This window comes from Flavisolibacter nicotianae (genome assembly GCF_003628535.1).
In the GTDB taxonomy this organism is placed as follows: domain Bacteria; phylum Bacteroidota; class Bacteroidia; order Chitinophagales; family Chitinophagaceae; genus Flavisolibacter; species Flavisolibacter nicotianae.
In genome coordinates this window covers 463,390-477,490 of sequence record NZ_RBCI01000002.1, presented here as the reverse complement: position 1 = coordinate 477,490, position 14,101 = coordinate 463,390, and the positions used below count along the sequence as shown (strand labels likewise).

Annotated in this window: 12 protein-coding genes; 5 read left to right on the top strand and 7 right to left on the bottom strand. The window is 54.1% G+C overall.

From position 1 onward, the window contains the following. Positions 1–14 precede the first annotated feature (14 nt). Both D6024_RS07145 and D6024_RS07140 read right to left on the bottom strand, forming a co-directional pair. Positions 15–1,679 (bottom strand): ATP-binding protein, encoded by a 1,665-nt coding sequence (locus D6024_RS07145; protein WP_162944607.1) that lies wholly within the window; start codon positions 1,677–1,679, stop codon positions 15–17. Between the two features lie 206 nt (positions 1,680–1,885). After that, positions 1,886–2,944, bottom strand: a complete 1,059-nt coding sequence (locus D6024_RS07140) for a sialidase family protein (RefSeq protein WP_162944606.1) — start codon at positions 2,942–2,944, stop codon at positions 1,886–1,888. Positions 2,945–3,210: 266 nt separating this feature from the next. On the opposite strand from D6024_RS07140, the gene D6024_RS07130 reads away from it, so the two are divergent. Together D6024_RS07130 and D6024_RS07125 are read left to right on the top strand one after the other, a co-directional pair. Continuing rightward, positions 3,211–4,317, top strand: a complete 1,107-nt coding sequence (locus D6024_RS07130; protein ID WP_121353894.1) for a sensor histidine kinase — start codon at positions 3,211–3,213, stop codon at positions 4,315–4,317. Next, entirely contained in the window at positions 4,314–5,015 is a 702-nt protein-coding gene (locus D6024_RS07125; RefSeq protein WP_121353893.1) for a LytR/AlgR family response regulator transcription factor, read from the top strand. The genes D6024_RS07130 and D6024_RS07125 overlap by 4 nt, the downstream gene beginning before the upstream one ends. 371 nt (positions 5,016–5,386) lie before the next feature. Here the strand turns inward: D6024_RS07125 and D6024_RS07120 are convergent, their stop codons facing one another. Continuing rightward, entirely contained in the window at positions 5,387–5,956 is a 570-nt protein-coding gene (locus D6024_RS07120) for a TetR/AcrR family transcriptional regulator (protein WP_162944605.1), read from the bottom strand. 126 nt (positions 5,957–6,082) lie between these two features. On the opposite strand from D6024_RS07120, the gene D6024_RS07115 reads away from it, so the two are divergent. From D6024_RS07115 to D6024_RS07105, 3 genes are all read left to right on the top strand, one after another. Then, positions 6,083–7,396, top strand: a complete 1,314-nt coding sequence (locus D6024_RS07115) for a TolC family protein (RefSeq protein WP_121353891.1) — start codon at positions 6,083–6,085, stop codon at positions 7,394–7,396. A gap of 34 nt (positions 7,397–7,430) precedes the next feature. After that, positions 7,431–8,570, top strand: coding sequence for an efflux RND transporter periplasmic adaptor subunit (locus D6024_RS07110; RefSeq protein ID WP_121353890.1), 1,140 nt, complete (start codon positions 7,431–7,433; stop codon positions 8,568–8,570). A gap of 77 nt (positions 8,571–8,647) precedes the next feature. Continuing rightward, complete coding sequence (locus tag D6024_RS07105; protein WP_121353889.1) at positions 8,648–11,842, top strand: efflux RND transporter permease subunit; 3,195 nt, start codon at positions 8,648–8,650, stop codon at positions 11,840–11,842. Between the two features lie 36 nt (positions 11,843–11,878). On the opposite strand, the gene D6024_RS07100 is transcribed toward D6024_RS07105, so the two are convergent. The 4 genes from D6024_RS07100 to D6024_RS26590 all read right to left on the bottom strand — a co-directional run bounded on the left by D6024_RS07100 (position 11,879) and on the right by D6024_RS26590 (position 14,094). Continuing rightward, positions 11,879–12,523, bottom strand: coding sequence for a class I SAM-dependent methyltransferase (locus tag D6024_RS07100; protein WP_162944604.1), 645 nt, complete (start codon positions 12,521–12,523; stop codon positions 11,879–11,881). Between the two features lie 82 nt (positions 12,524–12,605). Beyond that, positions 12,606–13,166, bottom strand: a complete 561-nt coding sequence (locus D6024_RS07095; RefSeq protein WP_121353887.1) for a nuclear transport factor 2 family protein — start codon at positions 13,164–13,166, stop codon at positions 12,606–12,608. Between the two features lie 370 nt (positions 13,167–13,536). Further along, complete coding sequence (locus tag D6024_RS07085; RefSeq protein ID WP_121353885.1) at positions 13,537–13,926, bottom strand: hypothetical protein; 390 nt, start codon at positions 13,924–13,926, stop codon at positions 13,537–13,539. 18 nt (positions 13,927–13,944) lie between these two features. Beyond that, complete coding sequence (locus D6024_RS26590; RefSeq protein WP_162944603.1) at positions 13,945–14,094, bottom strand: hypothetical protein; 150 nt, start codon at positions 14,092–14,094, stop codon at positions 13,945–13,947. Positions 14,095–14,101: the final 7 nt, after the last annotated feature.

Genomic DNA, 14,101 nt, shown 5'->3' with positions numbered 1-14,101 from the left:
GGTCCGGGAGGAAATCAGGGCTTATCGATTGGCAGGTAAAGTTTGAAGATCGTTCCTTCGCCGGGTGTGCTTTCGGCCCTGATCATTCCGCCATGGTTCTCCACCACTTTTTTTACAATCGAGAGGCCGATGCCGGTACCGCTGTATTCGCTCCGGCCGTGGAGACGGGTAAACAGGTGAAAGATTTTTTCTGCATAAACCTGTTCGAAGCCAATACCGTTGTCTCTCACTTCAATGAGGTGATACAGATGCCCTCCTTCCCGCGTGGTTGTGGCGGAGATATGGATTTCCGGCGGTACGCCGGGCCGGCTGTACTTGAGCGAATTCGCCACGAGGTTTTGAAAGAGTTGCTGCAACTGCCGCTGGTAGCCCTGCACCTGTGGCAGGCTTCCCACGACGACCGTTGCCTGTCTTTGCTGGATATCCAGTTCCAAATCCTCCAGCACACGGTTCAGCTTTTTGCCAAGGTCGAGGGTCTCTTTCTCGATGGGCTGGTGGCTGACATGCGAATACAGCAGCAGATCGTCGACCAGTGCGCCCATCCGGGTAGTGGCTTTTTCGATTCGCTCAAAGGTTTGTAATTCGGTTTCATTCAGCCGGCTGCTCAACTGCTGCTTCAGCAGGTTGGTAAACACGTGGATCTTGCGGATGGGTTCTTTCAGGTCGTGGGAGGCAGCGTGGGCAAATTCCTCCAGGTTCTGGTTGGAGCGTTCCAGTTCCTCCACCTTCCCGAGTAATTGCAGTTGCAGGTATTTCAGCCTGGTAAAGTCGGTGAAATGCACCACGACCTCGCCGCCCATTTTGGTAGCGGTCATTTCGTTGTACAGGTCAAGACCGTCTTTGTCGTAGTGGATCTCCCAGGTGTCTTCAATCCCGGTTTCAAACGCCTTGACCACGTTGACAAAACTGCTCGTCTGGAAATAACCGGGAAACACGTCGCCCACCTTTTTGTTTTGCAGGTTCTCCGGCGTGGTGTTGGCATATGCAGCATAGGCCTTGTTGGTAAGCTTATAGCGAAAGTCGACGATCCGGCCGTTCTCAAAAACGGGCTCGAGCACCTGCAGCGGCGTGTTGAACAGGTTCAGGATCTCCTGCAGGTAGCGGTTGGCGCTGAGCAGGGATTGGTGGGCAGTTTCCAGTTCGGCCGTGCGCAGGGCCACCACGTCTTCAACCTTTTGCCGGGCCAGTACAGTTTCGGTTGTTTCCATGCAGGTTACCAGCACGCCAGCTACCTGGCCGTCATCGCCGTAAGCAGGGCTGTAGCTGAAGGTCCAGTACACATCTTCCAGTTTCCCGTTGCGGTAAATGGGGAGCAACTGGTCCTGGAACCAGGCAGGGCTGCCGGTTTCCAGCACCTGCCGGATTAGCGGGCCAATAAAATTCCAGATCTCCGGCCACACGTCGCGACCGCTTTTTCCCACGGCCGGGTGTTTGCCTTCCATGCCAAGGCTGGGCCGATAAGCATCGTTGTAAAAACAGGTCAGCTCGTCTCCCCAGAAAAGGAACATGGGAAAGGCCGAATGCAGGATGTTGCCGAGGGTTGTCCGCAAGCTCAGTGGCCACTGGGCCACATCGCCCAACGGCGTTTGCGACCAGTTATACTTCCGGATGATTTCACCCATCTCACCACCGCCTTCCAGGAAGGGATAGGTTTTATCAGGTATCGACGTGGTGCTCATGAAGAAAGATCCCTTGGTTGGTGACGAAAATACGTGTTTTCGTTTTTCGTGCAGGCGGAGCAAGGTGCCTGCCTGCCGGCGCAGAGCCGGGTACAGGAAGAGCCGGATAGAAGAAAAGCAAACAATTGACTCCGAAAAGCCAGGCACCAAACTTGCCCCGCGGCTTTCTTTTCTCTTAACCTGTTATTGCAGAGATGAAGAAAAATTTAGAGGTCAACCACTGCCTTTTGAATCTCCTTGTCATTTTCCCAGGCAACAATCACACGGCTATCCCCAACCGGTTTGACCACCGGCAGGCTCCCTTTTCCAAGATGACGCTTTTCGCCGCCAGGCGTAAGCAAAACAATCTCCCCTTTCTCCACCCAGGCATAAACCGGCCTGCCGGCTACCAGTTCCAGCGCACAACTCTTTCCCGTCGCCAGGCCGGTTTCCGGCTTCCCGGGTGAGTAGGCAAAGAGAGTGTCCTTCCGGCGCCAAACCGTTTGCACCGCGCCGCTTTTTTGCAAGGCCAGCCCGCCGCCGTCCATGGGGCAGGCGTCGAGTTTCCAGGTGCCGGTGCCCAGTTTTTCTGCGGGGCCAAACGTTTGCCCGCCATCGGAAGAGCGCAGCAGCCAGAGATCCCGGCTGCCCTTTACCCAGTTGCGAAACTGCACGGCCACCTGCCGCCCCTGCACGGCAACCGAAGGCTTGCAGCATTCGCAAACATGTCCATCCGGCGACATGTAGAGAAGGCGGTTGGCCGACCAGGTTTTTCCGCCGTCGGTGGAGCGGGCACCGGCAATGTTGTTGCGCCTGCCCTTGCGGAGGTCGAGCCAGGCCGCAAACAGGTTGCCCCTGCCGTCGCTAGCCAGGTCGAGAAAACCTTCTTTCGCTATAGTATCCACGTCGTTCACCTTACCGGTCTTGCGCCAGTGGCCGGTGCCGGTTTTTTGATAGGCAATGAGGTCGCCCTGCTGGTTGCAGGCAATGATGCAGGCACCACCGCTGATGGCCGCGACCTGCGGTCCGCGCATGGCAAAAGAAAAAAGCTTCGGCAGGACGCCTACTACTTCAGGGGCTGAAAAGGTTTGTCCCCTGTTAGCAGAAAAGGCATAGAGGATGCTGTCGCCCCTGCCCCACACTGCATGGACCGTATTGCCACTCGTTGCAAGGTCGGGCACCTGGCCCGCACCAAGACTGGTTACCCCGTTGGCATCCACCCCTTTGTTTTGCGAAGCAGCTGCGATCCCAACGAGCAGGAGAACCAGCAAAAAATTTGTTTTCATATTGCGCATCTTTTTCACTTCCTGCAAACCTAACTATTTGCCGCCGTACGGGAAGAAGGTTTGATCGTTCGTATCCGGCGCACCGGTACAAAGGTCTTGCTCCTTTGTCTGTTTTTCTCCCGGCAATGCAGGAGCGACCGGGGTGAAACGGGCCGTATCACAATCCCCGCAATTCTTCGTTGGCGGCCGGCCACTGTTTGTTGGAAAGTTGCAGGGCTTCGTCGGTTTGCTTCTGCGCGGCAAAGAATAAGTTGCAGTTTTAATTCATGAAACGCAAAAATGACCTTCTCGAAAAAACTTACACGGACGTCCGGTATCGCATTGCCTTGCATATCCTGTTCTGGATCTTCATGTTCGCAAGCTATTATTATTTCAACACCATCTCGTTCAACCCAGTTCGCGATACGCCGGGTGCCTATTTACTTGCCCTCAAGAATACTGTTGAATTTGCCCTTGCCTTCTATGCGCTGATGTATTTCATCTGGCCGCGGTACCTGGTCAAACGAAAATGGTTCAAAAGCCTTTTGCTGGTCTTTGTCTGGCTGGTGGCCGTTACAGCGCTGGATGCCTGGGCCGACCTGGCAATCTTCAACGGTTGCGAGAGCTGTATGCAGCGGCTGGCGCAATTCAACCCGGACTACTATCATTTTTTACAACGCAATTTTCCCAACATTGTCTTCATCAGGGTATTGACCGGGGGCCTGCTCTACCACCTCACCATTCAACTTGGCTTGCCCATCGCCATCAAACTTGGTCGCGGCTATTTCCGGCAAACGGTGCAGGGTCTGCAACTGGCTAAAGACAACCTGCAACTGGAATTTAATTTTCTAAAATCGCAGGTAAACCCGCACTTCCTGTTCAATACCCTCAACAATATTTACTCGCTGGTGGTGAACGAAAAAAAAGACCGGGCCGCCGAAACCCTTTCGCGTCTTTCGGGTTTCCTGCGCTATACGCTTTACGAAACAGGAGAGGAAAAAATAGCGCTGGAAAAAGAAGTGCGCCTGCTGAAGGATTATATCGAACTGGAAAAGCTTCGCCTCAACGAAACCGGTGTGCAGTTTCAATACGAAACCGACCGGGATGATTACACTGTTCCTCCGCTCCTGTTCATGCCCGCCCTGGAAAATGCATTCAAATACACCGAAGACAAAAACGACAGCACCATTGCCGTTTCCATCAAGGCGAAAGAAAAGCACTTGCAGGTGACGATTCAAAACAGCATCGGGCTTGCAAAAAACGGGAAGGCCGGTGGCATTGGTTTGCAGAACCTGCAAAAACGGGTTCAGCATTATTACCCGGGACAATCTTCGTATTCGGCAAGCGCTGCAAATGGTGTTTATTTGTTTCAGCTTAGTTGCGCACTCGCATGAAAAAGATCTGTTGCATTGTTGTTGACGACGAACCACTGGCAAGAGAACTGGTGCAGACCTATGTTTCCCGATTGGAAAACTGGGCGGTGGCCGCTTCGTGCCGCTCGGTGGCTGAGGCCTATGAGGCCCTGTATCAAAACCAGGTTGATGTGCTTTTTCTCGACATCAACATGCCCGACAAAACAGGCATCGAGTTTTTGTCGACACTGAAAAATGCGCCGCCGGTTGTTTTCACTACCGCCTATGCCGAACATGCGGCCAAAGCTTTCGACCTGAACGCCGTGGACTACCTGGTGAAACCCATCACCGAAACCCGGTTCCGCGAGGCTGTCGACAAGGTCGAGCGCCTGTTGAACACAACCGTTGCAATGACAGTGCAGCAGGAAACCGATCACCTGTTTTTAAAGCAGGACAACAAGCTGGTAAAAGTGCTCTTCGACGAAATCCTGTACGTGGAAGCCCTGAAAGATTTTTCGAAAGTTTTCCTGAAAGAAAAAATATTGCTGGCAAGTGCGCATTTAAAACTGATGGATGACCTGTTGCCCGCCAATCGTTTTTTGCGTGTACACCGCTCCTACATCATTTCGCTCAATGCCATCACGGCCGTGAATGGAAATATGGTTGAAATTGGCAAACAGGAAATCCCTGTTGGCGCAACGTACAAAGATGAACTACTCAAACGGCTGCGTCTTGTCTAGCGGTCCTGCTTTCTTTTAACGCGATCTCACTTTGGAGGTTTTTCGAGTACCGCACTGTATACACCATCGTGCTGAAAAGGATGACAGAGACAGCACGCTGATTATCACGACTACAAAAGAAACACTCCCAGGAACAAACGCAGGCCGGTCAAATCGGGACTGAAGTGCGATTCCGATCCTGTCAAGAACAAACCAACCCGACAGCTTTCCTCCTGCTGTCATCCGCCATTTGCCCTCTCTCTTTTGCCATTGCATGATCCGAGTTTAGAATAGAAAGTACGGTAGCGAGTCAGAAGCCGGCAGCGGAAGGCAAACTGCCGCGACGTCAACTACTTACTTATCCTGCTGCTATCCGCCACCGACTAAAAACTTTACCGCAGGCCATCGCGGTACATGTCGTACAATTGGTCCAGGGCTTCCGGCGGCAATTTTTTGTTGGAGAAATAGGTCTTCTTGACGATCTCGTTGATGATGCCAAAAAGGTAGGAGATCACCAGTTCGGGATCGACATTCTTGATCTTCTTTTTTTCGATGCCCTCCCTGATTAGGGCATAAATGGGGTCAATGGCTTTTTGCTTTTTCTTCAGGTCCGTGATGCAAACGAACGGTGAGTGATAGGACTGCTCCAGGAAAGCCGACACATCGAAATGCTTCATCTTGTAGTGAAGGATGTTCATGAACACCATCTTCATCCGTTCTTCAAACGATGCTTTATCCTCCAGTCCGCGGAAGTATTCGGTTGCCGACTTCTCGCGGCATTCGCCAAACAGCGCCTTGATCAGTTCGTCCTTGTTTTTAAAATAAATGTACAGGGTGCCGGTGGCGATGTTGGCCGCCCGGGAAATATCACTCATCGTAATACCGGCCAGGCCACGCTCTTTTACCAGAGATAGCGTAGCTTTATAAATAGCCGCCACTTTTGCTTCGTCCTTGATTCGCACGGTGCAAAAATAAATGAATAATTATTCATTTTTACTTTACTTTGCAAACTCTTTTGCCGCGAAACCGATTTTGGGGCAAAGGTTCCGACGCCTGCTTGCTCCTGTTCACCCGAACGCAAACGTTTTATGAATAAACTTGTCGCTATCCTATTTTTTCTCGCTGCCGCTCCCCGGTTGCAGGCGCAGAACAGTGCCGACTCCCTGCTGCCCGGCGCCACCCTGGAACAATGCATCCGGTATGCGCTGCAACACCAGCCGGCCGTGCAACAGGCAGGCATCGATGAGCAGTTGAATGACTATGCCATCCGCAACCGCCTGGCCGACTGGTACCCGCAGATCGGTGCCAACTACAGCCTGCAGCACAACTTCCAGCGGACAACCAGTTTTTTTAACGGCGTGGCCACACCGGTTGGGGTTACCAATACTTCGGCCGCACAACTGTACCTGAACCAGACCATCTTCAACCGCGACGTGCTGCTGGCCAACCGTACGCAGGGCGATGTGCGCCTGCAGGCAAAGCAGAACACCGAAGCCCGCAAGATCGACCTGACGGCCAGCGTGAGCAAGGCGTTTTACGATGTGCTCACCACCCGCCAGCAGATTCGCGTGGCCGCCGAAAACATTGCCCGCCTGCAAAAAAGTTTGAACGATGCTTATTACCGCTATCAATCCGGCGTGACGGACAAAACCGATTACAAACGGGCACAGATCACGCTGAACAATACCACTGCACTAAAGCAGTCCAACGAAGCCGCGCTGGTGGCCAAGCTGGAATACCTCAAAAACCTGATGGGCTATCCCACTTATGCACCCCTGGCGGTTGTGTACGACAGCCTGCAAATGGAGCGAGAAGTTGCCTTCGACACCCTGCAGCAGCCCGATTATTCGCGCCGCATCGAGTACCGCCAACTGGCCACGCAGCGCCGCCTGCAGGAAGCCAACCTGCTCTACCAGCGCAATGCGTTTTTGCCCAACGTTTCGGCCTCGCTGGGTTATAATTTCAATTTTTTGAACAACAGTTTCGGCAAGCTCTATGGCAATAATTTCCCGAATTCTTTTGTTGGCCTGACGGCCGGTATTCCCATTTTCCAAGGCGGCAAACGAAAGATCAACGTGCGGTCGGCCCAACTGCAGATTGCACGGCTTGATCTGGATATCCAGGCCCTGCAAAACGGGATCAACAGCCAGTATGCGTCGGCCCTGGGCGCTTACAAGGGCAGCCTCGCCAATTACCGGGCTTCGAAAGAAAACGTGGCACTGGCGCAGGAAGTGTACGATGTGATTCAACTGCAGTACAAAGCCGGTGTAAAAACGTATTTGGAGGTCATTACCTCCGAAGCGGATCTGCGCACCGCACAGATCAACTATTTCAATGCGCTGTACCAGGTGCTGGCCAGCAAAGTGGATGCAGAGCGGGCACTCGGACTGATCGCCTATTAACCAACCCAACGCATATAACCGCATTTTAGATATCATGAAAGCGAAAAACTCAACCACCCTTTTTCTCACAGGTTTATCGGCCGTGCTGCTCTTTGCCTGCGGCGACAAAAAAGAAGCGCAGCAGCAAGCGGCGGCGCCACCGCCCGTGTATGTTTCGGTCACAACCGTGAAAGACACGGCCGCTGTTTATTACGACGAATTTCCCGCAGCGCTGACTGCTCTCAACGAAGTAAAGCTGACACCGCAGGTGAACGGCTATATCACCGGCGTGTATTTTAAGGACGGCAGCAAAGTAGCGAAGGGGCAGCGCCTGTACAGCATCGACCAGCAGGTATACGGCGCCAACCTGCAGCAGGCCATCGCCAACCTGCAGGTGCAGGAAACTAATTTACTGAAAGCCCAAAAAGACGCGGAGCGTTACCACGAGCTGGACAAGCACGACGCCATTGCCAAACAGCAGGTCGACTATGCCGATGCAGCGCTGGATGCCGCCCGGAAACAGGTAGCGGCAGCCAAGGCCAACGTTTCTGCCGTGCGGGCCAATGTGGGCTTTGCCGTGATCAGGGCGCCTTTTAGCGGCACCATCGGTATCTCGCAGGTCAAGGCCGGGCAATCGGTTGTAGCCGGTCAAACCGTGCTGAATACCGTTTCTACCGACGACCCGGTGGCTGTCGATATCAACGTGAATCAAAAAGACATCTTCCGTTTTGCCCAACTGCAACAACAAAAGAACAGCCTGCACGACTCCACGTTCCTGCTCGTCTTTGGCGGCGAGGTTTATCCTGAGCCCGGGCACATTTACCTGATCGACCGGGCGGTTGACCCGCAAACGGGAACCATCAAAACACGGCTCCTGTTTCCCAACCGGGCCGGGATGCTGAAGGCCGGCATGAACGGAACGGTGCGGGTGGCCAGCAATGCAAAGACCTCATCGATTATTATCCCCTTCAAAGCCGTAACCGAACAACTGGGCGAATACTTTACCTACGTGGTTGGCGACAGCAGCAAGGTGGCACAGCGCAAAGTGGAACTGGGACAACAGATCGGCGCGAACGTGATCATCCGGAGCGGTTTGCAGCCGGGCGACAAGATCGTGGTGGAAGGCGTGCAGAACCTTCGACAGGGCTCGGTGATCACCACCACGCAGCCGGCACCGCCAGCGCAGAAGAAGTAGCAGGCAGTAAACAGTAACGCAAGTGCCTGCCAACACAACATTCAACTCGTGAACACGTGAACTCGTAAACTCGACAAATGATTGCAGAAACTTTTATCAAACGGCCGGTTACCGCCATCGTGATCTCCATCGTGATTGTGCTGGTGGGAATCATTGCCATGCTGACCTTGCCGGTAGCCCAATACCCCGACATCACACCGCCTACAGTGAACATCACCGGCCTTTTTACCGGTGCCGATGCGGCTACGGTGGAACAGACCACCACCACCGCTATCGAAACCCAGGTGAACGGATCGCCGGGCATGTCGTACATCACCAGTAACAGCACCTCGAGCGGGCAAAGCTCCATTACGGCCACCTTCAATGTGGGCACGGATGTAAACATTGCCACGCTGGATGTGCAGAACCGAGTCAGCGTGGCACAGCCGACATTGCCAGACGCCGTAAAACGTTTAGGCGTTACCGTGCGCAAGCGAAACCCGAGCATCATGGTGGCGCTGGCTTTTTACTCGCCCAACGGCACACACGACGCCCAGTTCATCGGCAACTTCGTGAACATCTACATGAAAGACGCCCTGCAGCGGGTACCCGGCGTTGGCGATATCGTGACCCGTGGTGCCGACTTCAGCATGCGCATCTGGCTGAACCCCGAAAAGCTGGCGGCACTGAGCCTCACGCCTGCCGACATTACCGGTGCCCTGACGGAACAGAACCTGCAGGTGGCTGCCGGCACGGTCGGTGCCAACCCGCAACCGGCGCAGCAAAGCTTTGAGTACAGTGTGCTGACCAACAGCCGCATCAACACCAAAGACCAGTTTGAAAACATCATCGTCCGCAATGCATCTGCCACCGGCAGCCTGGTATATCTCAAAGACGTGGCCCGCGTGGAGCTGGGCATATTTGACTACAATGCCAATGCGTTTGCCAACGGTAAACCGGCTGCTTTCCTCCTCGTTTACCAGGCACCGGGCGCCAATGCCATGGACACCTACGATGCCCTGATGAAGGCCTTGCAGGAAGCGAAAAAAACCTTCCCCAGCGATATTGACTACCTCATTCCGCTCGAAACCGTTTCGGTCGTAAAAACCTCGATCAAGGAAGTGGTACAAACGCTGCTCGAAGCCTTGCTGCTGGTGGTTCTCGTGGTATTCCTGTTTTTGCAAAACTGGCGGGCCACGCTGATTCCCCTGCTCGCGATACCGGTGTCGCTGATCGGCACGTTCATCTTTTTCATTCCATTTGGCTTTACCATCAACACCCTCACCCTGTTTGCCTTTGTGCTGGCCATCGGGATCGTGGTGGACGATGCCATCGTGGTGGTGGAAGCCGTGCAGCATTATATCGATGCGGAAGAAATGTCGCCCAAAGAGGCCACCGTCGCCGCCATGCGTGACATCTCCGGACCGGTGATCGCCATTGCCCTGATCCTCGCCGCGGTGTTTTTGCCGGTGGGCTTTATCCCGGGAATCGTGGGACGCCTGTACCAGCAGTTTGCCATCACTATTGCCGTATCGGTGTTGATTTCCGCATTTGTTGCCCTGTCGCTGACACCGGCACTTTGCTCGACCATGCTCCGGCCATCCAAACCCGACGAGGCGCCGAAGAACGTCCTGGAAAAATTCTTTGCCTGGTTCAACAAAAAATTTACTCGCCTGACACATTCGTACAGCAAGGGCGTTGCAGGATGGATCCGCAAAACGCCTTATGTGCTGGTGATGATGGTGGTGCTTTTTGTGGGTTTGTTTTTCCTGTTCAAAAACAAACCCACAGCGTTTATCCCGACGGAAGATGAAGGCCGCTTGTATGTGACCTACGAAATGCCCGAAGCCACATCAACATCCCGCAGCATTGCCATGTTACGGGAGATCAGTGGCCGCATCCGCAAACTGCCGGAAGTAAAAGTGGCCGGCGGGTTGGCAGGTCTGAATATCATCAACTTCTCCGGCAAGACCAACGTGGGTACCATCTTCGTGAACCTGAAACCCTGGGAAGAACGCGAAGGCAAGGAACACCACGTGCAGGCGGTTGTGGCAAAAATCCAGAAGCTGACCGCCGACATCCGCGAAGCCCGCATCCTGGCCATTACGCCACCGGCGATTCCGGGCCTGGGACAGTCAGCGGGTTTTACGTTCGAACTGCAGCAAACCACCAGCACCGACGACATCAAACAGTTTGAAGCGGTGGCGCAAAAGTTCCTGGCGGCGGTGAACAAGCGGCCGGAGATCGGTATGGCCTACACGTTTTTCAACACCCGCACACCGTCGTACAAAGTGGACGTGGACCGCGAAAAAGCCAAGCAGCTCAATGTGAATATCGCCAGCGTGTATTCCACGCTTTCCACCCTGCTGGGCAGCAGCTATGTCAACGACATCAACCTGTATGGCCGCAACTTCCGCGTGGTGGCACAGGCCGACAGTAGCTTCCGTTCGTCGCTCACCGATTTCAACCGCTATTACGTGAAGAACGGCAGTGGCGGCATGGTGCCATTAAGTTCCCTGGTCACAACGACCCTCATCGAAGCACCTTCACTGATTTCGCACTACAACATCTACCGCGCCATCGAGATCAATGGTTCGGCCAAACCGGGCTTCAGCAGCGGGCAGGCCATCGATGCCCTCAAAGAAGTGGCGGCACAAACGCTGCCGGCCGGCTATGGGTACGAGTTCTCGGGAATGAGCCGCGAAGAGATCAAGGCGGGCAGCAGCTCGGTCTACATCTTTGCCCTGTCGCTGGTGTTTGTCTTCCTGTTCCTGGCAGCCCTGTACGAAAGTTGGTCCATTCCGTTCTCGGTGCTGTTTGCCGTGCCAATCGGCGCATTGGGATCCATCATCACGCTGACCTTAATTCCCAGCCTGACCAACAATATCTATGCGCAAATTGGTTTGATCACCCTGATTGGTTTGGCTGCCAAGAATGCCATCCTGATCGTGGAGTATGCGAAAGAACGGGTTGAGCATGGCGTGGAATTGATCTCCGCCACGATCACGGCGGTGCGCCTTCGTTTACGCCCTATCGTGATGACGTCGCTGGCCTTTATCCTTGGCGTGTTGCCGCTGGCCCTTGCCACCGGCGCTGCCGCCGAAAGCCGCCGCACCATCGGCTGGACGGTATTTGGCGGGATGCTCGCAGCCACCACGCTGGCCATCTTTGTGGTGCCGGTTTTGTTTGTGCTGATCACCCGGTATTCGGCCCGGAAACACCTGAAGAAAGTCCAGGAAAAAACCCGCGAGGAACATGCGGTGGACCGTCAAATCATCGAACACAATTTGTAACCGAATCGGTTTCCCGTTTTATAAAAAAGCCCCTTGTTAAGGGGCTTTTTTATTCATTCGTTTTTGTTCCAGCACCCATACAGATATCGCCACCTCTTCTCCCTGCTGTTCAATCATTCTTTCTTCCTGCCGCCTGCAGTGGCGCAACAGGGGTGCAACAAATTCCTTTGCCATCAATCGCTGGGGCGTGCTGAGAAGAACGGTGGTTCCCTTTTGCAAAAACGCATCGATCCGCTGCAACAACAGGCCGAATGCGCCGGGCTCGTAATTGACATCGCTTAAAAGCAGCACATCCGCCTCCAGGTGCGGTGGCAGGTGCTGCCAGTCCATCACGGCAGCGGAGAGGTGGTGAAGGTGCAGTTTATCAGCCGACTGTTGCACGATGGCTACTGCGTCGGCGGCAAGGTCCGTACACCAAACCGCTTTTGCGTTGCGGGCCGCTACCAGCGATGGCAGGCCAAGACCCGCTCCCAGCTCAACGACCGTTTTGTTGCGGGTGTATTCCGGGTGGCGGAGAAGGACCTGTGCCAGTGCCCTGGCGGCCGGCCATACGCGGCTCCAGTAAGGAAAAGCGATCTTTCCTTTTTGATATGCCTCTCTTACAGCCGCCGTATCGGGCACAAAGAATTCGATGGAAACATCACCATCTATGAACGACTGGATTTGCAGGGGAAAGTTCATGCGGCAAGGTAGGCAGGAAGGCCGAAGTGGCAGAAAGAAAAAGCAGGCCGGCGGGCCTGCTTTGCGTGCCGACAACACCGGTTTATTTTGTACCCAGCGCCGCATTGATCGGCGCACGGTCGATGTACTGGATGGTCCGGTCAATTTTGTCGTCGCTGTTGTAGTGGATATCCTGGTGTACCCAGAACTTCAGGCTTTTGCCGTTCTTGTATTTTACCTCCACCTGGTTCCAGCCAAGCAGCCAGATGCCGGGCATGTCGGGTCCTTTTTGCGGCTGGTTCACTTTGACGGGAAGCCAGATGTCGTTCGAAAACTGCAGCCGGTCAATCACGTTCATCCGCCGGTTTTTCCAGTAATCCAGGATGGCTTTTTTACCGGCCAGGCTATCGCCGGAAGACCATAGGTACACGGCCTTGTCGGCAAACTGGCTGGCCCACTCGTCGATCTTTCCCTCTGACAGCATCTTCAGGTAGTTGCGGCCCATGTCCATGTACCGGGCATCGGCAAATTCGGTGGGCATTGGCTTGGCCGCGGCCGGCGATTCGGTTGCGGCCGTTTTAACCATGGGTGATTCGGGGGCTTTCTGGTCTTTGCAGGCAAACAATGCACCGGCAAGCAGCAGCGGCAGGAAAACATTTTTCATTTTAGTTGATTTAGGTGTGAAGAAATGCGGGCCGGAAGCTTCGATAGTGGCGGAGCGCAATCGGTTGATTGGAAAACCAAAGGTAAATTGTTTTTGCAGAAGCGGCAGTTCACCGATGAAAGGCAGAAGAACCGGTCAGTGCGGGTATCTCCGGTTATGCGTTCGTTTCCGGTTGCGATCATTAGAAGCTGCACTCTTTCGTTGCCGGAGCAATAACCGGTTTATGTATGGATTGTTGAAAGCCGATCGGGGTTTTGGACAAGTGTGCATCTCTTCCTTCGCCAGGGCAAACGCCACAGACACTTCATTGCGGTAGTCAGCTGGTGGCATGAAAAACCCCGCCGGAGCGGGGTTCAATTTGCTGTACGGATTACCAGCGCCTGTCGTTTTGCTGGTAGCGGTTATCGTAGGAATTGTTGCTGTTGCGATAGCGATCCCACACCTGGCGAAGCTCTTCCCGCCGCTGGCTTTCCAGTCTCCTGATCGCGTACTCTTTGTCGTAGGAACGCATCCGGCGGTCACGTTCCACCTTGCGGATTTGCTTATCGTACTCGCGGTTGATGCGGTCGATCTGTTTGTTCCGCTCCCGTTCATTGATCCGATTGTCGTAGCGGGAGTTGTTATCATAGGAACGGTCATTTCGCTGACCCAGGATCACGTCACGGTCCTGGTAGCGATCGTCGGGATAGGTACGGGAGGACTGCGCCTGCGCAACAGTGATGGCGCCAAGGGCAATCAACATGGTAAAGATTCTTTTCATAGTAGATGTTTTTAACTGTTACTGGAAATGAGAAGCGAAGAGACCGGCAATGTTTAACGGCAGATGGTTAAAATAAGGTGAAGTGTAGCGGCTGCTTTCAAAGCGGAGACGCAGGGCATTTTTCTTCACCGCGCCGGTAGCCTCACCTTTTGCTACTTTTGGTCTCATTAAATTT